Source organism: Clostridium cavendishii DSM 21758 (genome assembly GCF_900141845.1).
In the GTDB taxonomy this organism is placed as follows: Bacteria; Bacillota; Clostridia; order Clostridiales; family Clostridiaceae; genus Clostridium_AG; species Clostridium_AG cavendishii.
The window spans coordinates 96,028-115,690 of record NZ_FQZB01000015.1; the positions used below are offsets into that span (position 1 = coordinate 96,028).

Here is a 19,663-nt window from a genome sequence, read left to right on the forward strand (position 1 = left end):
AAAATGAATAATAGACCATTTATTAATCTATTCAAAACTAGAGGAGCTTACTATGTTTATGATGTAAATAGAAACTCTATTCTAAGAACTGAAAAAAAAGTCTGGGAATCATTGAATCAAGATTGCAATGATGAAAAAACATATGAAAATAACACTATTAAAAATTTGAAAGAAAGAGGGTTTTTGTCTCCGAATAAAGTTGAAGGAATTGTACATCCGACCAATGAAATTATAGAAGATTACTTAAATAGCAAAATTTCAATGTTAGATTTTCAGGTTACACAACAATGTAATTTTAGATGTGAATATTGTTCATACTCTGGTGCCTATGAGAATAGAGTTCACTCAAATAAAAGAATGACTTTCGAATTAGCTAAAAAGGGTGTAGATTTTTTAATTGAACATTCTGTAGAGCAAAAACATGTTTATGTTGGTTTTTATGGAGGAGAACCACTAATTGAATTTGAATTAATTAAGAAAATAATTGAGTACATTAAGAAAAATGCTTATGGCAAGGATGTAAGATATACTCTCACTACCAATGCTACTTTACTTAATGAAGAAATAATAGATTTTTTATATAAAAATGACTTTACTATGACAATAAGCCTTGATGGACCGAAGGAGGTACATGATAAAAGTAGAAAGTTTGCCTTAAATAGTTGTGGAACCTTCGATAAGGTAATAGAAAAAATAAAATTAATAAAACAAGTTCATCCAGAATTTATGGAAAAGATTAGTTTTAATGCTGTTGTTGACCCAATGAAGGATATAAGCTGCGTTTGTAAATTTTTCGACAATTATGAAACAGTTAAGGAAGCAATGGTTATATACTCCGAAATATCTGAAAATTACACCAAAAAAGAGACAAGCGTGGATGAAAAATATTATCAGAATATTAATTATGAGTATTTTAAGCTGTTACTTTCAAAGCTTAATAAGTTTGATGAAAAGCGCACATCAAAGCTTGTTAGAAAAAGATTTCTTGATTTAGAGACCACATATAGATACTTACGTCCTACTGAAAAATTGCTAAAGTATATGCATCATGCTGGACCGTGTATTCCTGGTGCCCAGAGATTGTTTCTGAATGCAGATGGAGATTTTTACCCATGTGAAAGAGTAAGTGAGACCTCGGAGGCTGTAAAAATTGGTAATATTGAAAATGGACTTGATACGAATAAGGTATTAAATATATTAAATATTGGTAAAATTTCTGAAGAAAATTGCAAAAATTGTTGGGCAATTAGATTCTGCAGTCTTTGCATTGCAGCAATAGACGATGGAAATGGGGCTTCAAAGGAACTTAAGTTAAAAAGATGCCAGGTTGCTCGTAAAACGGCAGAAAATAAATTTATGGACATTTGTGCTTTAAAAGAGTTTGGTTATAAATTTACAAAAGGAAAGAATACAAACATAATATATCGATAGAATGTGAGGTGAAAAATATGCAAAAGGAAAAAGTAATGGTATATCCTTTTGATTTAGAATTTAGCCCTGTAATTCGACATGAAAATTTTTTGGATAGTTTTGAAATAGTTGAATTAGTGTCGCCTAAAGGCTGGGGTCTAGTTGGTAAAGATGCCTCTTTTGCGGATGGTGGAGATTTGCTTGAAATGATTGTAAAAGATGATTTCATGAAAGGCCTTGAAAAGTGTGATACTGTAATCTTTTCAGACTCTGAATACTATGAGGATATGGAAAATGATATTTATCTTAAAATGCAACAAGCAGCGCAAAGTAAAAAAAATATAGTAAGTTTTTTGAATCTTGAGGGGACTGAAAAAAAACATATATTGGAGTTAAGTAAAACTAATAATATCTATGCAAAATTTGTATGTAATATTGAGGATACAGAGAATAATTATTTAAGCGGTAGACAAATTTCAGAAATGAGTGAAGTAAAGTATAAAAATAATTCCTTTAATTTTGAATATATTCATAAAATTGAAACTCCTATAATTTTTGTAATGGGGCTTTTAGAAAGAATCAGTAAGTTTGAAATACAATTAAGCTTAAGAGATAAATTTCAGAAGATGGGATACAAGGTTTGCCAAATTGGTTCTAGAAACTATTGTGAGCTTCTAGGATTTCACTCATTTCCACATTTTATGCAAGTGAATTATCTATCAGAGGTTGATAAAATTACAATGTTCAATCATTATGTAAAGAAAATAGAAGATGAAGAAAGACCAGATGTAATAATCATTGGAATTCCAGGCGGAACAATGAAAGTAAATAATGAATTCACAAATAAGTTTGGTACTTATGCCTATGAGATTTCTCAAGCAGTAGAGCCTGATTATTTTATTATGAGTACTTCTTATGAAAAATTTAAGCCAGAGTATTTTGCAAATTTAAGTTTATCAGCAAAATATAAGTTTGGACATGAAATCGATTGCTTTAATATGGCAAATGTTCAAATAGACTGGAATAAGACCATTGAATTACTATATGATATTTACATTAAACTCGACAGTAATTTTGTAAGTAACAAGGTAGAAGAGTATTTGAACGAAAATATACCTGTATTTAACATATTTGATGCTAAGCATGTTGACGAAATTGTTAATAATATTATAGATAAATTAAGCAGTTATGCAGAAACTGAAATAATTTAACTACAAGGAGGGAAAGTCGTGGAAGAAAAAAATATAGAGTTTCATCGAGATAGGGTTTACGACACTCTAAAAAATATTTTCATGCAGAGATTTAGCATAGATATAGTGCAGCAAGAAGGTAAATTTTTAGATAAGCATCTTTTAGGTTGGGACATTGGATTGTCTGCTAGAGATTTACTTTATCTTTACTTTGATATTGAAAAAGAATTTGGTGTAACTATACCTGAAGATGATATTGCAGAAGGGAAGTTTACTACTTTCAATAACATAGTAGAAATGTTATGTAACATATTTGAAAAAAGTAGCAAGGAAGCAGTCTAAAGCTTATAGGATTACATTAATTTGAACATGAAATTTATGAAAAATACAAATAGGGTAACTTAAAAGTATTATTATTAGTCATATTGAAGTTTAAATTTTATTCTAAATTAAAGCACTAGTCTTTGATGGATTGGTGCTTATTTTGGTTTAGGACTATTGGCTTATGTTAAATTTTTCTTTTTAGAGTTATACTTAAATAAGTATATAAATCTTAATTAATGGGAGGGAAATTACAATGGATTATATTTTTGAATGGTTTATAGATATAAATCTGGTATTTTGAATTTAGGATAACTTCGGTGTTTGGTACTTATTTTTAAAGAGCAATAATTAACAGTATGAAAATAACTTTTTGTTTGTGATATAATTAATGGAGGGGAAGCATTGGCTTCTTTTTTATTTGTGATGAGGAGTTAGGTAGAAATAACAACTAAGGACTTTTGTAACTAAATTGTTAATTTTGTAATTGACAAGCATTTAGATTATTTAACTAAGGAGGAATCTAGATTTGAAATACATATTACGTCTTACTATTTATTTTGCGGGTTTATTTTTTCTCGCTATAGGAATAAATCTTGCTATAAAATCTAATTTGGGGGTATCACCAGTTTCAGCTCTTCCCCTAGCTATAAGTAATGTCGTGAGGGTTAGTCTTGGAACAGTGACGATTGCCGTTTACGCTTTCTATATTCTAGTACAGGTTCTCATTTTACGCAGAAAATTTAAATTAAAAAGCTTATTTCAAATATTTTTTAGTTTTGTATTTGGCTTTTTTGTAGATTTTGCGGCTGTCTTATTACATGGTATAGAAGTGAACAATTATTTGGGACAGGTATTATTGATGATTATAAGTATTACTACTGTTTCAATAGGAGTTGTAATGTTCATTACCATGGATATTGTACCAAATGCACCAGATGGACTTGTACTTGCCATATGTGATAAAACTGGAACTGATTTTGGCAAGATCAAGGTACTGTTTGACTGTGCCTCTGTAATTGCAGCCGCAGGGATATCCTTGGTGTTTATAGGTAATATTTCTACAATGCGTGAAGGAACTATAATTTCAGCTTTGCTAACTGGTAAAGTTATAGGTATAATTTCAAGACATTGTGCACCATGTCTTAAGAGAGCAGTATTTAATAACTTTAGTGAGTTACCCGAGGATATTGCGGCATAGCTGTGAGAGAAGTATTTATCTCTTATTTTTGTAGAAGTTATATTGACAAAAATGTGTGAAAACATTATTGAAAAACATTACAAGGATTGAATTATTATTTAATAAATTATAAAAAGAGGAGTGAAGGTTATGTTTAAAATAAATGATTACGTAGTTTACGGTGGAAATGGTGTATGTAAAGTATTAGGTATAGGAACTCCAAGTATAAATGGAGCTGATAAAGAAAGACAATATTACAGATTAAAACCTATATATGAAAATGGAAGTATTATATATACTCCCGTGGATAATGAAAAAGTTGTTATGAGAAGAATAATATCAAAGGAAGAAGCAAAGGCGTTGATAAATAATATTACTTCAATGGAAGTATTATACTTTGAAGATGATAAAATGCGTCAAGAAAAGTATAAAGAAGTTATGCATACATATGATTGTATGGAATTAATTAAAATAATTAAAACTTCTTATTTAAGAAAAGAAGAACGTTTGGCAGAAGGAAAGAGAAATACAGCAACAGATGATAAGTATCTAAAAATGGCAGAAGAATGTTTGTATGGAGAATTTGCAATTGCTCTTGATATGCCAAAAGATCAGGTTAAAGATTTCATAATACAAACAGTAGAAAATATGGGTAGTTAAAAAAAGTGAAGCTTATTACAATTTAATAATAAATAGAACTATCCATTATATCACCAGACTTTCCATAGATGTTATGATAATAATATGGAGGTGCAAATAGTATGGATAAGATATATAAAACATCAGAAGTAGCTAAAAAAATTGGGGTACATTCCAATACTGTACGTTTGTACGAAGATCTTGAATTAATACCAAAAGTAAATAGATTAGCAAATGGATATAGAGTATTTAATGATTATCATATTGAGCAGTTTAAACTTGCTAGAACTGCTTTTAAAGTAGAAGTTTTACAAAATGGACTTAGAAAGAAGATAATAAATGTTGTTAAACTATCTGCAAAGGGGCAGTTTCAAGAAGCAATTAACTGTACAAATGATTATATAAATCAGATAAAGCAAGAGCAAAAAAATGCGGAGGAAGCCATAGAAATTTCAAAAAAGCTTTTAGTAGGAATGGATGCTAAAGATAATAGTATATTTTTTACAAGAAAGGAGACTTCAGGCTATCTTCAAATCACAATGGATACATTAAGAAATTGGGAGATGAATGGGTTACTTAATGTTAAGAGAAGGCAGAATGGGTATCGAGTCTATACTGAAAGTGATATTAATAGACTTAAGATAATACGTACCTTACGTTGTGCTAATTATTCCCTTTCAGCAATTTTAAGAATGATTAATGCTATGTCAGAAAGTAAAGAAATTGATATTAGAGAGGTAATAAATAAACCAAAAGAGAATGAGGATATTGTTACGGCATGTGATAAGCTTATTACGTCCTTAAATGATGCAGAAAAAAATGCAAATATTATATTAGGGCAATTAGAAGCTATGAAAAACCAATTTAATATAAACTCTACACTTTAACACCAGACTTTGTGCTGGTGTTATTCTTTTATCAAAAGGAGGTAATAACATATGGAAGTAATAAAAGTTCAAAATCTTTATAAATCTTATGGGGAGGTTCAAGTGCTAAAGGATGTTAGTTTAACAGTAAAGAAAGGAGAGGTATTTGGATTACTTGGGGCTAATGGTGCAGGGAAGAGTACTACCATAGAGTGTGTTTTAGGTACAAAGAGTTTTGATGATGGACAGGTATCTGTCCTAGGTATGAATCCTCAAAAAGAAAGAAAACAGTTATTTCAGAAGGTTGGAGTTCAGTTTCAGGAATCCAATTATCAAGATAAGATTACAGTAAAAGAGTTGTGTGAAGTAACGGAAGTTCTTTATAAAAATCCATTGGAGCACAATAAATTATTAGAGCAGTTTGGTCTTCAAGATAAGGTTGAAAATTTAGTAAGTGAGTTATCTGGGGGTGAAAAGCAACGATTATTTATTGTTTTAGCATTAATATCCAACCCAGAGGTAGTATTTTTAGATGAGCTTACAACAGGATTAGATGTAAAGGCAAGGAGAGATGTGTGGAAGTGCTTATTAAATTTAAAGAAGCAAGGACTTACAATCTTTTTAACATCTCATTTCATGGATGAGGTTGAAGTTCTATGCGATAAAATATGTATTTTAAAAAATGGAGTGATAGATTTTTCTGGAACAGTTGAAGAAGCAGTGGCACTGAGTCCATATGAAAAATTTGAGGATGCTTATTTATGGGTTATAGGGGAGGAAGTGGATGATGAAGATATTTAAAACAATGTTAAAAACTGAATTAAAGTTATCACTAAGAGGCATGGATATGTTCATTTTTGCAATCTGTATGCCAGTGATAGTAACTGTTATTTTAGGTGTTATTTATGGCAATAAACCAGCATTTTCTGGAGCAAATTTTACATTCATGGAACAATCCTTTGCTGCTGTATCAACTATTGCAATATGTGCAGGTGGTGTCATGGGTTTACCATTAGTATTATCTGAGTATCGGCACAGAAAGATATTAAAAAGATTTAGAGTAACACCAGTTAGTCCATCTATGATTTTAGTAGTTCAAGGAGCAATCTATGCTTTATACGCTATTGTTTCATTAATTCTTGTTTATTTGACAGCAAAAATATTTTTCAAGTTTGAATTTAGAGGTTCATGGATAAACTTTTTAGGAGCATATACACTAGTAATGCTATCAATGTTTAGCATTGGATTTATGGTTGGAGGAATAGCGAAAAATATTAAAATGGCAAGTGTTATTGCAAGTATTTTATACTTTCCTATGCTTATATTCTCAGGAGCAACACTACCATATGAGGTTATGCCAACAGCACTTCAAAAAGTAGCAGATGTATTACCGTTAACTCAGGGAATAAAACTTTTAAAAAGTGCAGCACTTAATTCAAACATGAATAACGTAACATCACCAATTTTAGTTGTAAGTATACTTGCTGTAATATGTATTGGGGTATCAATTAAGTTTTTTAGGTGGGAGTAATTTTAAATTAATAAGGAATCGTATAAAGAACTGGTGACTGAGGATAGTGAAATAAATGATTAAAATGAGTTAAGAACATTTTTTAAATAATGATATATAGGGCAAAATAAGTTTTAACTTGATTTAATAAAGTAAGAACTTAGCTAGTTAATACTAAGTTCTTATTTTAAAGATATAAATAAGCATTTGTGCTACTCTTCCTGAATACAAAAAAGGTTAAGCATAATAGTGGTTACTTAATATGATAAGGATTGTCTCCTTTAAAAATGTTATAAATTGCTACTTATTAAGCATAGTTCAGTGTATCAAAATAATTAGAAATAGTTGATAAGAATACCTTCATAGCTGGAGACATCCATCTGTTTTTGTTGAAGATTACCTGTGTGTATAAAAGAATATTACAGTCAGTTACTAAAATTTCATTAATAGTATGATTTTTTAGATTTTCCTTCAAGTTGAATTCTGGCAGTAGTGAAATGCCAAGCCCATTTTTTACATAGTCAATGATTGTATTAGTGCTACCAATATCTAGTAAGCAGTTTGCAGTTAACCTTTGAGCTGCAAGAAACTCTTCAAACACTTGACGATAATTACATCCCTTCTCTGTTAGTATAAACTTTTCTTTAGCTAGGTCTGATAGATAAACATGCTCATTTGACATAGGATGTTTAGGTGAGCAGAAAAAAAGAATTCTTTCTTCTTTTTCAAAGGGAACTTCCCAATTAGAATTAAATACTTTCTGATCTAGTAGAATAATAATATCTAATAATCCTTTCTCTAGCATTTTCATCAATTCTAAAGTCGTGGCAATTTTTACAATAAGACTAACATCGGGATAGGTTTCCATATATTCCTTAATTATATTTATGTATTCTGAAACACTTAGTGATTCTAAAATTCCAATGTGTAGTTCACCACTAGGCTCATTCATATGACTAATAGATTGTATAGCTTCCGCTTCATACTTTACCAATTTATTTGCATAAGTAAGAAATTCATGTCCCTTTTGGGATAAACTAATTCTTTTACCTTTACGTTCAAAAAGAGGAACTCCAAGTTCTTCTTCCAACTGTTTCATTTGAAGAGTTACTGTAGACTGTGCATATCCTAAACTTTCGCCAGCTTTTGAAAAACTATTCATTTCAGCAACCTTAATAAAGGTTTTCACATTTCTAAGTTCCATTTCATCACTCCAATATCAGTTTTTTTAATATAAGAATTCATATATTTCAATTTTACTAATAATTAAACCTATGATAATATGAAATCTCTATGAATGCAAGTGCTAATTCTATGTTTTATTCATGAAAATAATATAATTTCAATACATAGAATCCACAACATTTAAACTACTTAAAATGGAGTTGACTTAATTATGAAACAAAAATTTAAAATGAACACAATGGCTTTATTTACGATATTACTTTGGGCATCTGCTTTCCCAATGACCAAAGTAGCTATGACACACTATACACCCAATTTATTGAGTTTTATTAGGTGTACTGTAGCATCTATTCTACTGCTAATTATTGGATTATCTAACCGCATCAGAAAACCGCGAAAGAAGGACATGTTCTGGTTTTTACTGTCTGGTGGTTTTGGATTTACTATGTACATGATTTTATTTAATAACGGTATCCAGACCCTGACTTCTGCGACTTCCAGTATAATTATCACAACTACTCCAATTATGACTACAGTGGTTGCGTCCAAGCTCTATGGAGAAAAGATTAAGAAGGTAGGGTGGTTAGCCATAGCGTTGGCCTTTTTAGGAGTTCTGATTCTTATGTTATGGGATGGTGTAGTATCTATTAATATCGGTCTAATCTGGACTGTTGGTGCTGCAATTGTTTTTTGTTGTTACAATATTTTAAACAGAAAACTTTCGTATATAGGGTATACGGCTTTAGAGATTGTTACATATAGCATGATTTCTGGTGCGATTTTACTTGCACTGTTCTCTATCCAAGAAGTGGGGCAGATAATGACTTCCGAACCAAGTCATGTTTTATCTGTTATATATCTTGGAATAATGCCTAGTGCAATTGCTTACCTTTTTTGGGGGAAAGCTATGTCCTTGGCAGATAAAACAAGTGAAGTAACTAATTTTATGTTTTTTATCCCATTATTTTCTACCATGTTGGGATTTGTTTTATTGAAAGAAATTCCTAATATGGGTACTTTCATAGGAGGAGCTGTTATAATTTTAAGTGTCTTAATATTTAATCTAAAAGGCAAATAAGAAATATATAAGGGTTATTTATTAAACAATTATAAAAGAAGAAATATAATAGTTGCAAAGTAATTTATATTAGGATTTAGGATAATTTCTTTTTAAAGTGTTGACCCTGACATCACGTCATAGTGTAATATAAAGATAGAGCTTGAATATATTAACAAAATCTATAGCCGGCAAGATTCTTAAAAAATATTTTAAAGCTCTAAAATTAAGCTTTGAGGTGTAAATAGTGAAAACAGTAAAACAAATTTCGGATTTGACAGGAGTAAGTGTACGTGCGCTACATTATTACGATCAAATAGGGTTATTAAAACCAAGTGAAATTACAGAGTCAGGATATAGACTTTATGATGATGAAGCTCTTAAAACTCTGCAACAAATTCTATTTTTTAAAGAGCTTGACATACCTTTAAAAGATGTTAAAGAGATAATGCTAAGTCCTTATTTTGATAAGATGCAAGCATTAAAAAATCAGCAAAAACTACTCAAGTTAAAAAGAAAAAGATTGGATGGATTAATTGAGCTTATAAATAAAACATTAAAAGGGGAGGGGACGATGAATTTTAGAGAATTTGATATGAGTGAGTATTATAATGTGTTGGAAGAATTTAAAACAGAACATGAGGATAAGGTGATTAAAGTTTATGGTAGTTTAGATAAATATAATGAACTTATTGAAAAATGCAAATCTAAGGAAGATGAAATCGCTAAAATAGCTATAAAGAAATATGGAAGCATTGAAAAATATGCTGAAGCTGTAAAGAAAAATCTTAATAGTGGTGTTATAACCTTAGAAGAAAAGTTTGGTAAGTTTAAAAAAGATTTCTTAGAAGATAAGCATCCTAAATTAAAAGAATTGTATAGAAAGCTCACATCTGATTTAAGTAAAGATCCTTCTTCAAAGGAGATTCAACAAATTTCTAAAGAGATAACAAATATAGCTAAAAAAGATTATGAAGTTTTCCGAATGGAGAATGGAGATGATCATTGGTACTATATGGTGAAGATTTACTTAATATTTCCAGATTGGATAGAAAAAGTTGATGAGAAATATGGGGAAGGTGTATCTAAATTTATTGGAGAGTCTTTAAAAAGTTATTTGGGAGATAAGCAACCTAAATTAGAAGAACTATATAAAAAGCTTACATCTGATTTAAGTAAAGATACTCATTCAAGGGAGATTCAACAAATCGTTGAACAAATATCATGTGAAACTGAAAAGAATCACGAATTTTATAAAGTGGATATGGGAGAAAATTATTGGGAGTATACAGCAGAGCTTTATTTAAAAGAACCTATTTATATAGAAGTAAACGATAAGAAATATGGAAGTGGTGCATCCAAATTTATTGGAGAAGCTTTTAAAATTTATTCTGAGAATAGAAAATCTTGAATTTAGAACTATGAATGATTTGACATAGAGGTAGATATTTTTTTATTAACTAAAGAGAGAAAGTTAGCTAAAGTTATTGGTGGGTAAATAACTGATTACTAAAGTATAATTAAAAAAGTTAATGAAAAGTATAATTAAAATAAGTTAAAAAAATTTTGAGAGATAATGCTGTATAGAGTAAAATAAACTTTCAACTGATTTAATACAATAAGAACTTAGTTAATAAACACTAAGTTCTTATTACAAAAAAATAAGCAATTAATTTAGTTTTTCTAAGTTATAATAAATTTTAATTATTAAATAGTTCATCACCACTCTTGAAATCAAAGCCAGGATGATGATCAAATTTGACTGCTCCAACGGATGCTTTACCTTTTACTGCCTTACTAACAAGTGCTATTCCTTCATTTCCGAATCCAGCACAAAGTTCTATTGCCTTAACTCCTTGATTAACTAGTTCTTTAGCAACATGAACAGCTTCATTATAATTTTTTACACCAATTACGGTTAGATTTACAACAGGAGTTTCAATTAGAGATTTGTGAGTTGTGTAATCAACCTCTGGCGCTACAAAAATAAATGCTGCATTAACTTTCATAGATAACTACCACCTTTCTTATATACTTTAAATAAGTTTTATTTATTTTTAAGCACAAATATATGGTAGCATATTATAAAAAAAAATAATTGTAAGATATTGCTCATTTTCTTACAAGATTTTTTTTATAATCTTGAATAGATATGCCCATCTGTCTTTTGAATATTTTACATAAATGACTTGAATCTGATAAATTTAAGTTAACAGCTAAATCAGTTTCAGATTTAACATCAAAAACTTCTTTTCTTATAACTCTCATTTTTGACTGAATATAATACTGATAAGGAGTCACACCCATTTCTTTTTTAAAGATCCGAATTAAATGGAACTTTGATAAATAAAATGATTTTGCTAGAGTGTCTAAATCAAAGTTTTCTGTTGCATTCTTTTTTATATATTCGCAAATTGATAATACAGTTTCATTTGGTTGATTTTTTTCTATCAAAGAGTTGTTAGTTATAGTATTATTAATTAATTTGAGAATGGAAGTCAAAAGTTGAATTTCATCATTATTTTCTCTAAAAGTATCACATAAAGTCAATATTTCATCATTAGATTGTAGTGTAAGAAAATATTTATTAAAATGAAGATTTTCTATTTGTTTTTTTAACTCATTTTTAAAACATATAGTTATGTAATTATATTGGGAATTTGTAGTTATAGAGATCCCAGTATTGGATGGAAGAATAAAAAGCATAGGTTCCTTTAATAAACATTTGCTATTATTTATAGTAAATAGTGCGGACCCTTTAGTAATAGCTCCGACACAAAAACACTCATGACTATGAAGAGGAAAACAGTGGCTACTTTCTCCATATAATATTTCTACTGAACCTTTCTCATAAAATTTAATAATATTTTTCATACTATATTTCTCCTAATTTAAAATGGTGTACATTACAATAATAGAAAAATATAAAAAATAATACAATACATAATTAATAATGTAAATATATAAAGTAGGATTTATTAATACTAGAATTTCTAGGTTTAATTACAATAAAAAACATTTGGCATATATGTACATAAAGTTAATAATTTTAGTTATTGGTGATACTTAGTTAATGTTATTTATATATGCTGAAATAGTATTCCGAAATAATAAAAGATTAGATGATTAATAGGAAAAGAATCCTAGGTGTATTATAATAATACATATTTAAGAAATTTATATTTGTAATTTATTCTGGAGGTATATTAGTGTTTAAAATTGGGGAGTTTTCAAAGTTAACTCAAGTGTCTATTAGAATGTTAAGATATTATGATGAGATTGGATTATTAAAACCAGCAAAAGTTGACTTATTTACAGGATATAGAATGTATTCTGCAGAACAGATACCAATATTACAAAAAATTATTTTATTAAGAGATACTAAATTCACTACGGTAGAAATAAAAGATATAATACAAAGATGTAATGAGGTAAGCATATTAGACGAATTAAAAGAAAAGAAAATACAGATTAATAATGAAATAGCTAAAGAAAAACAACGGATAGATAAGATAGATAGTGCAATAAAAGAAATTGAAGAGGAAAAATTCAAAATACATTGTAATATAAACTTTAAAAAGGTAGATAGTACTTTAATTCTATCTACAAGAGATATAATACCAACATATTTTCATGAAGGAATTTTGTGGGAGAGGTTATGTGATTTTATTAGAAGAGAAAACATTTCTATAAAGCAGGATATGTATGATAATATTGCTTTATATCATGATATAGAGCATAAGGATGAAAATGTGGATGTTGAAGTTGGAGTGGTTGTGAATAAAATCGGAGAAAATAAGGACGGATTTATATATAGAGAAGTTGAACCTGTTACTAAGATTGCTTATGCAATGGTATATGGTCCTTATAATAATTTAGCAAGAGCATATGAAGATTTAGCATATTGGATTGAAAGTCATAATGAGCATATGGCGAATAAACCTTCTAGGCAGATATGTCATATATCTGGTGAGGATGTAGATGATCCAGAAGAATATCTTACTGAAATACAAATTCCATTAGAATAATTATATTGACTCTCACATCATGTGAGGGTCTATTATCTATTTATAATATAAATAGGAGGTATTCATTATGGAATTAAAAGAAATTGGTAAAATCAAAACTGAAGAAGAAAATATGTTTATTCAAATTAATAAGGAGTATATAAAAGGCTTGCAAGGATTAGAAGGCTTTAGTCATATTGATGTACTATGGTGGTTTGATAAATGTGATAATAGTAATAGTAGAAGTGTTTTAGAAGTTAAGAAGCCATATAAGAATTCACCTGAAAAGTTAGGGGTTTTTTCAACTAGATCTCCTGAAAGACCTAATCCAATAGCGTTGTCTGTCACTCAGGTAACACATATCGATTATGAAAAAGGGATAATTTATATTACTTATATTGATGCAATGAATGATAGTAGTATTTTAGACTTGAAACCTTATACTCCAAGCTTAGACAAAGTAGAGAAACCTTATGTTCCACAATGGTGTAGTCATTGGCCTTTGTGTTATGAAAAGTCTGGAGATTTTGATTGGCAAAATGAGTTTTTATTTTAATAAAGATTAAATATATTATATAAATTTATTTTTGTAAAATATTCAATAAGAATGAGGAGTACGAGAAATCAATACTCCTTATTTTTAAAATTTTATAATATAAATATCACACTTTATATAAAGGCAACATATATTCTTAGCACAGGGAAGGAGTGAAAAAATATTGGAAAACTATTTAGAATATTAATTTACAATATTTATTACTTAAGAATATTTAAGTATGCTGATAATTTATTTTATAGGTGCCTTTTATATAACTTAAATCAAATCATCTAAACCATTAACGGTAGCTTGTTCATCTTCATCAATAGGAATGATTATACATTTTTGACCGTCAATTATTTGAGATTTTATTTTAGGTATCTTTTCAGGCTTCACTTGAAGTATAACATCATAATTAGGAGTAAGGTTATTACCATCCTCATTAATAGTTTGAGACTCTTCAAGGTTATGTTCTAAAGTGTCAGTTAAAATCATATTATCATTATTAGTTTCTGTAGAAAATTGAGCTTCATTATCCACAGCAGTCTCTTGTTTAACTTCCTCAAGCCTAGCTTGAAGTACTTGTACTTGTTTCTCAAGTTGTTCTTCCCTTCTTCTTTGGGCGTTTGCCTTAAGTGCTTTGGAATCAATTAAATGTTCTGCTAAAGGTATATCCTCACCAAAACTTTCTACATAAGATTTTTCAATTTTAGTAGTAGCTTCTTCAGGAACACCACTTTCTACTAAAAGATTTTGTATATCTTTTTGTGTTAAGGTTATAGGTTCACTATCTGGATCATCATATATTTCGTTATATTCATCTATCATTGTATTAAGGTTTTCTTGCACTTCCATGAAAATTTTCTCAGCTTTTTCTTCATCAGCACTAATAGAATCTTTGATAATTGATTGGAAGGTTTCCTTTTGGATAGTGGCAGTTTGTTTTGCAGAGCAACCTAAAGCAGCTTCCATTAATTCAGGATGAGGATCTTTTGCATTTTTAGTGTAATACATAACTGAGTTAACATCCGAACTACGGTTAATAAAAGCAGGGAATACAAAGCCAAGAGTTGGGGTTTCTACTACCCAATCTCTAATACGGGCCTTTATTTTCTGTTCTTCTTCGAAGTATCTAAGTCCAGGATCTGAAAGGGAAACAGGACATATTGCACACAGAATATATTCATATACTTCTTCAGATTCATCTATCTTAGCGTTATCAGTAGTCTTAGTAATAACATCATAAGCATCATGAAAAACTAGTATTAAAAAATTACCAGTATAGTCATAACTATTTATAATGGATTCGTAAAAATCTTCAAGCAGATTATCATCCTTTAGTTGGCTCTTTTTTAGCTGCATAAGAGAAATCTGTTTTTCATTTTCAAGATTTTCATTAAGTGGAAAGTTAAGTTCTAAAATATTATTACCAATAGTTCCAGATAGGATTTTTTTAGCAATTTCTAAGTACTTAAAGTACTCATCTTCATCTAAGTTTAAAAAGGTTTCTCTAAAAGTTAAAATAATATTTTTTTCACCATTAACATAGCAACCACACATTTTAGTGAAGGTGCAATGATCTTTCTTAAAACGTTTTTTTAACTCAAGTATATCTTTTTTTCTCATATATAAACCCCCATCTAGTTTTTTCAATTTTATAGACATTAATTAATACATTATTAAGTATAATATTTTTTTTATATTAATTAAAGATTTTATTAAGTAAATTTAAATTAGATTATGTGTTTATATATTCTTTAGAAAGTCATATTTTAACTGCAGTATAATATTTGTTATAATATAGAGAGATTATAGAATATAATAGATGAGGAACGAAAAGATATGACAATGGAATTAGAAAGATACTATAATAAGTTTTGTGAGGACAAAAGGTTAATAAGAAAATATGGACAAGTTGAGTACATAACTTCTATGAAATACATTCATGAGTATTTAGATAATAATGAGAATGCAAAAATCTTAGATGTTGGTGCAGGGACTGGAAGATATTCTGTGCAATTAGCAAATGAAGGATATGATGTTACTGCAATTGAACTTGTGAAGCATAATTTAGGTGTTTTAAGGTCAAAAGGAAGTACAGTAAAAGCAATGCATGGAACAGCGTTAGATTTATCAAGATTTTCAGATAATACTTTTGATATGACATTGGTGTTTGGACCAATGTATCATTTATATAAATTTGAGGATAAAGTAAAAGCGCTACAAGAGGCGAAAAGAGTAACGAAGGTTGGCGGTTTTATATTAGTAGCATATTGTATGAATGAATATAGTGTATTAACATATGGATTTAAGGAAAATAATATTCGTGCATCTATTGATAATGGTAAACTTGATGATGAATTTCATATTATATCAGAACCTAAGGATCTATATGATTATGTAAGGACTGAGGATATTAATAAGTTGAATGATGAAGTTGGTATTCAAAGAATAAAATTAATTGCGGCAGATGGACCAGCCAATTATATGAGACCTGTTTTAAATGCTATGGATGATGATACGTTTCAACTATTTCTTGACTATCATTTTGCAACATGCGAAAGAGCAGACTTGTTGGGAGCAAGTGGACATACATTAGATATTTTAAGAAAAGAATAAAGAAAAACATAATAAAAATTTATAATGATTATAGGAAAAGATTTTAGTAAATGGATTATTGCCTAGTGCTTATTCTTATAAATTTGCTAAAGTATTAGTAAAAGAAGAAGACCTCAAAAGGAGTTCCAATTATTTTTGAGGTCTTTTTTTATATATAATATTTTTTAATTATATAATTTAATAAAATTTATTATTAATAGGAAATATTTATAAAGAATTATATAATTTTATAGTTCAGCTATGACTCTAGATGTAAGACCTGTTGTACCCTTTATATTAAGAGGAAAAGTATACATAGTAAAAGAGTTATCCTTAGCATTTGACCATAATAGATCAAGATTATTTATGTTTTCAACAATAAAAACATTTCTATCTGCGCAATACTGATCAACATATCTGTGTTTGGAACCTTTTTTAATTCCAGGTGAATCTATTCCTATTAAACTGACTTTTTTATCTATTAAATAATCAATTAGTTCTATTGAAAGTTCTGGATGATTGTTTAAGTATTCGGTTGTTCCATAACCTTTCTCTTTTAAGTAGCCAGTATAAAAAATAATAAAGTGATTTTCTTTAATCTCGTTTAGATTAATATCATTTAACGAAATTTCACTATTTCTTATGTGAGATACATTGAATATTTTTCCACTCCTATTTATATAATCAAGAGGGAAATTTTTATCCATAATATCAAAATGGGTTCCTATATGACCTAAAGCTCCAAAAGCTTTGTCCTCATTTATTGCTTTCTTAAGACTTGAAGAAAGTATTTCCTTACTAATTTCTAATGTTAAATCAATTTTCATTTTTAAAACCTCCATTAAATTTATCATGGTTTCCTAGGAAACTATACAAATAATATCATAGAATGGTTTCCTTGTAAACTAAAATGATGATATTGAATAAAAATTTTTTTAAACTATAATATATATTGTTAACTAAGAAACTAAAAGGGAGGTAGATTTATGACAATGGATTATAAAGTTGATAACTCAGAAGAATTGTTTGAAAAAGTTATTTCTTTTATAAATCATGTAACTGATTCAGAGAAAAATAAAGAGAGTAATTTAATTCAAGCAATTTTAAATATAAAAGAGGATGAAGAAGAAGTTAAAAAGGAATTTAATAAAATATCAAAAGATGATATAAGGGACATATCATTATCAGAGTTTCATGTTATTGAGTGTATAGGTAAAAATAATATGCCTAATAATATATTTATAGCAAGAGAGCTTGATATGACTAAAGGTGGTATATCAAAAATAAATTCCAAGCTTCTTACTAAGGAAATTATTAAAGCAAAGAGGGTAGAAAATAATAAAAAAGAAATTTATTATAGCTTAACAGACAAAGGTATAGCATTGTTTAAATTACATGAATATTTTCACAAAAAAGAACGTCAAAAGTTAATTGAAATTTTTAATACGTATAAAGAAGAAGAAGTGACTGCTATTTTCAAATTTATAGATGATTTAAAAAAGGTTATATAGAAAATAGATTCTAGATATTGTAGAAAATGAGGAAAACTTTAGTGATAGATTTAAAGGAATAATTATTGAACCCAACAAAGGAAATAAATCTAGAGCATTAAAAATATCACAGGTGATGAAATTTCGATTTCAAATTTAGCACACTAAGGAGAAAAATAAAATTAAAAAATTAAAGAGAAAGGAAAGTTATATGAGTATATATAAGACTGATTACTTAAAGAGTGTTTCAAGCTTCTAGCAAAAACTGCGGTAGATAAGACTGTTTTGTTAGAAGCTATTTAATGAATTAGAAAATTTAATAGAATGGGGTTGTGCAGTTTTTGCTTCATTATTTACGTTGATTATATAGTAGATAGGAGCAAATAATATGAAATATAAGAAAGCACAAGATATATTACCACAAGATTTAGTAAATAGACTTCAGGATTTTGCTGATGGAGTATATTTATATATACCTAGGAAAGAGGGGAATAAGAAATCTTGGGGAGAAGATAGTGGTACTAAAAACCTTTTATATGAAAGAAACGAAAGAATTTACCAGGATTTTAAAAATGGGTTAACGATAAAACAATTAGCTCATAAATATTATTTAGTTGATAATAGCATAAGAAGAATAATAAAAGAATATACAAGAAATATATAATTTAAAGGGAAAAGATATTTGTTTTAATGCAAATATCTTTTTTATATTAAACATAAATAGTACAGGTTTATTTGTGAGTTATGTATAGATGTATAGATAATGATAAAATTTATATATAGCAAATTATATAAGGAGGTCTAGTTAATGAGAACAAATAAATATGATGATAAAGATTTTTTTGATGAATATAAGAAGATGAATCGTTCAGTAAATGGTCTTAAAGGTGCTGGAGAGTGGCAAATGTTTAGGAAAATGATTCCAGAATTAGAAGATAAAAAAGTTCTAGATTTAGGATGCGGATTTGGATGGCATTGTAAGTATTGTATTGAAAATAAAGCTAAATTAGTTGTAGGAGTTGACTCATCAGAAAGAATGCTAGAAGAGGCCAAGAAAACTAATACAGATGTATCAATAGATTATATAAAAAGTGAAATAGAACACATAGAGTTTCCAAGAAATTATTTTGATGTTGTAATAAGTTCGTTGGTGTTTCATTATATAGAAAACTTTAATGACATTTGTAAAAAGGTATATGAATGTATGGTGCCAGGTGGAGATTTTATATTTTCTGTAGAACATCCTATATTTACAGCTTATGGAAATCAAGAGTGGTATTGCGACGAATTAGGAAATAGGGTACATTGGCCAGTAGATAGATACTTTGATGAGGGGATTCGTAAGGCTAATTTTTTAGGAAAAGAGGTAATTAAATATCATAAAACACTAACTACATATATTAATACTTTGCTAAATTGTGGCTTCAAGGTAAAAGAGGTTATTGAACCAAAGCCACCAGAAGAAATGCTAAGAGATGATAGAGATATGCAAGATGAGTTACGTAGGCCTATGATGTTACTAATATCAGCGAGAAAAGATAAGTAAGTTCAAGTTATGTGGATGTTGAAGTACTATGTTTAAGTATTAATAGCCAAAAAGATAAATAATTAAATCTCTAAGTAGAGAAAAAAAGTGGCAGATGGGATTTACAATGTAGCATGTATTATTTAA

21 protein-coding genes are annotated in these 19,663 nt (G+C 28.5%); 16 read left to right on the plus strand and 5 right to left on the minus strand.

Going from position 1 to position 19,663, the window contains the following annotated elements; translation table 11 throughout:
• Nucleotides 1–3 precede the first annotated feature (3 nt).
• From ccpM to BUB01_RS17405, 8 genes are all read left to right on the plus strand, one after another.
• Nucleotides 4–1,431 (plus strand): Cys-rich peptide radical SAM maturase CcpM, encoded by a 1,428-nt coding sequence (gene ccpM, locus BUB01_RS17370; RefSeq protein WP_072991006.1) that lies wholly within the window; start codon nucleotides 4–6, stop codon nucleotides 1,429–1,431.
• Between the two features lie 17 nt (nucleotides 1,432–1,448).
• On the plus strand, nucleotides 1,449–2,621 hold the full coding sequence (locus BUB01_RS17375; RefSeq protein WP_072991011.1) for a TIGR04066 family peptide maturation system protein: 1,173 nt from the start codon (nucleotides 1,449–1,451) through the stop codon (nucleotides 2,619–2,621).
• 18 nt (nucleotides 2,622–2,639) lie between these two features.
• Complete coding sequence (locus tag BUB01_RS17380; RefSeq protein ID WP_278337150.1) at nucleotides 2,640–2,942, plus strand: peptide maturation system acyl carrier-related protein; 303 nt, start codon at nucleotides 2,640–2,642, stop codon at nucleotides 2,940–2,942.
• Between the two features lie 508 nt (nucleotides 2,943–3,450).
• Entirely contained in the window at nucleotides 3,451–4,122 is a 672-nt protein-coding gene (locus BUB01_RS17385; protein ID WP_072991014.1) for a YczE/YyaS/YitT family protein, read from the plus strand.
• A gap of 129 nt (nucleotides 4,123–4,251) precedes the next feature.
• Nucleotides 4,252–4,761 carry a CarD family transcriptional regulator gene (locus tag BUB01_RS17390; protein ID WP_072991017.1) on the plus strand — a complete coding sequence of 170 codons (510 nt, stop codon included), beginning with the start codon at nucleotides 4,252–4,254 and terminating at the stop codon, nucleotides 4,759–4,761.
• A gap of 101 nt (nucleotides 4,762–4,862) precedes the next feature.
• Nucleotides 4,863–5,627 carry a MerR family transcriptional regulator gene (locus tag BUB01_RS17395; protein ID WP_072991020.1) on the plus strand — a complete coding sequence of 255 codons (765 nt, stop codon included), beginning with the start codon at nucleotides 4,863–4,865 and terminating at the stop codon, nucleotides 5,625–5,627.
• Nucleotides 5,628–5,678: 51 nt separating this feature from the next.
• Nucleotides 5,679–6,407 carry an ABC transporter ATP-binding protein gene (locus tag BUB01_RS17400; RefSeq protein WP_072991024.1) on the plus strand — a complete coding sequence of 243 codons (729 nt, stop codon included), beginning with the start codon at nucleotides 5,679–5,681 and terminating at the stop codon, nucleotides 6,405–6,407.
• Nucleotides 6,394–7,137, plus strand: coding sequence for an ABC transporter permease (locus tag BUB01_RS17405; RefSeq protein WP_072991188.1), 744 nt, complete (start codon nucleotides 6,394–6,396; stop codon nucleotides 7,135–7,137). The genes BUB01_RS17400 and BUB01_RS17405 overlap by 14 nt, the downstream gene beginning before the upstream one ends.
• A gap of 286 nt (nucleotides 7,138–7,423) precedes the next feature.
• Here BUB01_RS17405 and BUB01_RS17410 read toward each other — a convergent pair whose 3' ends face one another.
• Nucleotides 7,424–8,320 carry a LysR family transcriptional regulator gene (locus tag BUB01_RS17410; protein WP_072991027.1) on the minus strand — a complete coding sequence of 299 codons (897 nt, stop codon included), beginning with the start codon at nucleotides 8,318–8,320 and terminating at the stop codon, nucleotides 7,424–7,426.
• Nucleotides 8,321–8,512: 192 nt separating this feature from the next.
• Here BUB01_RS17410 and BUB01_RS17415 point away from each other — a divergent pair, with 192 nt between their 5' ends.
• Together BUB01_RS17415 and BUB01_RS17420 are read left to right on the plus strand one after the other, a co-directional pair.
• On the plus strand, nucleotides 8,513–9,379 hold the full coding sequence (locus tag BUB01_RS17415) for a DMT family transporter (RefSeq protein ID WP_072991030.1): 867 nt from the start codon (nucleotides 8,513–8,515) through the stop codon (nucleotides 9,377–9,379).
• A 226-nt stretch (nucleotides 9,380–9,605) separates the two neighbouring features.
• A complete protein-coding gene (locus tag BUB01_RS17420; protein ID WP_072991033.1) occupies nucleotides 9,606–10,769 on the plus strand; it encodes a MerR family transcriptional regulator in 1,164 nt (387 codons plus the stop codon).
• A 289-nt stretch (nucleotides 10,770–11,058) separates the two neighbouring features.
• Here BUB01_RS17420 and BUB01_RS17425 read toward each other — a convergent pair whose 3' ends face one another.
• Entirely contained in the window at nucleotides 11,059–11,367 is a 309-nt protein-coding gene (locus BUB01_RS17425; protein WP_072991036.1) for a DUF6506 family protein, read from the minus strand.
• 103 nt (nucleotides 11,368–11,470) lie between these two features.
• Nucleotides 11,471–12,232, minus strand: coding sequence for an AraC family transcriptional regulator (locus BUB01_RS17430; protein ID WP_072991039.1), 762 nt, complete (start codon nucleotides 12,230–12,232; stop codon nucleotides 11,471–11,473).
• 335 nt (nucleotides 12,233–12,567) lie between these two features.
• On the opposite strand from BUB01_RS17430, the gene BUB01_RS17435 reads away from it, so the two are divergent.
• Together BUB01_RS17435 and tsaA are read left to right on the plus strand one after the other, a co-directional pair.
• A complete protein-coding gene (locus BUB01_RS17435; RefSeq protein WP_072991042.1) occupies nucleotides 12,568–13,386 on the plus strand; it encodes a MerR family transcriptional regulator in 819 nt (272 codons plus the stop codon).
• Nucleotides 13,387–13,453: 67 nt separating this feature from the next.
• Nucleotides 13,454–13,921 carry a tRNA (N6-threonylcarbamoyladenosine(37)-N6)-methyltransferase TrmO gene (gene tsaA / locus BUB01_RS17440; protein ID WP_072991046.1) on the plus strand — a complete coding sequence of 156 codons (468 nt, stop codon included), beginning with the start codon at nucleotides 13,454–13,456 and terminating at the stop codon, nucleotides 13,919–13,921.
• Between the two features lie 258 nt (nucleotides 13,922–14,179).
• Here the strand turns inward: tsaA and BUB01_RS17445 are convergent, their stop codons facing one another.
• Entirely contained in the window at nucleotides 14,180–15,529 is a 1,350-nt protein-coding gene (locus BUB01_RS17445; protein ID WP_072991049.1) for a DUF4317 domain-containing protein, read from the minus strand.
• Nucleotides 15,530–15,745: 216 nt separating this feature from the next.
• Between BUB01_RS17445 and BUB01_RS17450 the strand changes: the two genes are divergently transcribed.
• Nucleotides 15,746–16,522: a class I SAM-dependent methyltransferase gene (locus BUB01_RS17450; RefSeq protein WP_072991052.1), complete on the plus strand. Its 777-nt coding sequence runs from the start codon at nucleotides 15,746–15,748 to the stop codon at nucleotides 16,520–16,522.
• Between the two features lie 227 nt (nucleotides 16,523–16,749).
• On the opposite strand, the gene BUB01_RS17455 is transcribed toward BUB01_RS17450, so the two are convergent.
• Nucleotides 16,750–17,328 (minus strand): cyclase family protein, encoded by a 579-nt coding sequence (locus BUB01_RS17455; protein ID WP_072991055.1) that lies wholly within the window; start codon nucleotides 17,326–17,328, stop codon nucleotides 16,750–16,752.
• A 159-nt stretch (nucleotides 17,329–17,487) separates the two neighbouring features.
• On the opposite strand from BUB01_RS17455, the gene BUB01_RS17460 reads away from it, so the two are divergent.
• The 3 genes from BUB01_RS17460 to BUB01_RS17470 all read left to right on the plus strand — a co-directional run bounded on the left by BUB01_RS17460 (nucleotide 17,488) and on the right by BUB01_RS17470 (nucleotide 19,537).
• Nucleotides 17,488–18,012 carry a helix-turn-helix domain-containing protein gene (locus BUB01_RS17460; RefSeq protein ID WP_072991058.1) on the plus strand — a complete coding sequence of 175 codons (525 nt, stop codon included), beginning with the start codon at nucleotides 17,488–17,490 and terminating at the stop codon, nucleotides 18,010–18,012.
• Nucleotides 18,013–18,379: 367 nt separating this feature from the next.
• The gene (locus BUB01_RS17465; RefSeq protein WP_072991060.1) at nucleotides 18,380–18,655 is read left to right on the plus strand and encodes a CD3324 family protein; all 276 of its coding nucleotides are present in this window, start codon (nucleotides 18,380–18,382) and stop codon (nucleotides 18,653–18,655) included.
• A gap of 144 nt (nucleotides 18,656–18,799) precedes the next feature.
• Nucleotides 18,800–19,537, plus strand: a complete 738-nt coding sequence (locus BUB01_RS17470; RefSeq protein ID WP_072991062.1) for a class I SAM-dependent methyltransferase — start codon at nucleotides 18,800–18,802, stop codon at nucleotides 19,535–19,537.
• Nucleotides 19,538–19,663: the final 126 nt, after the last annotated feature.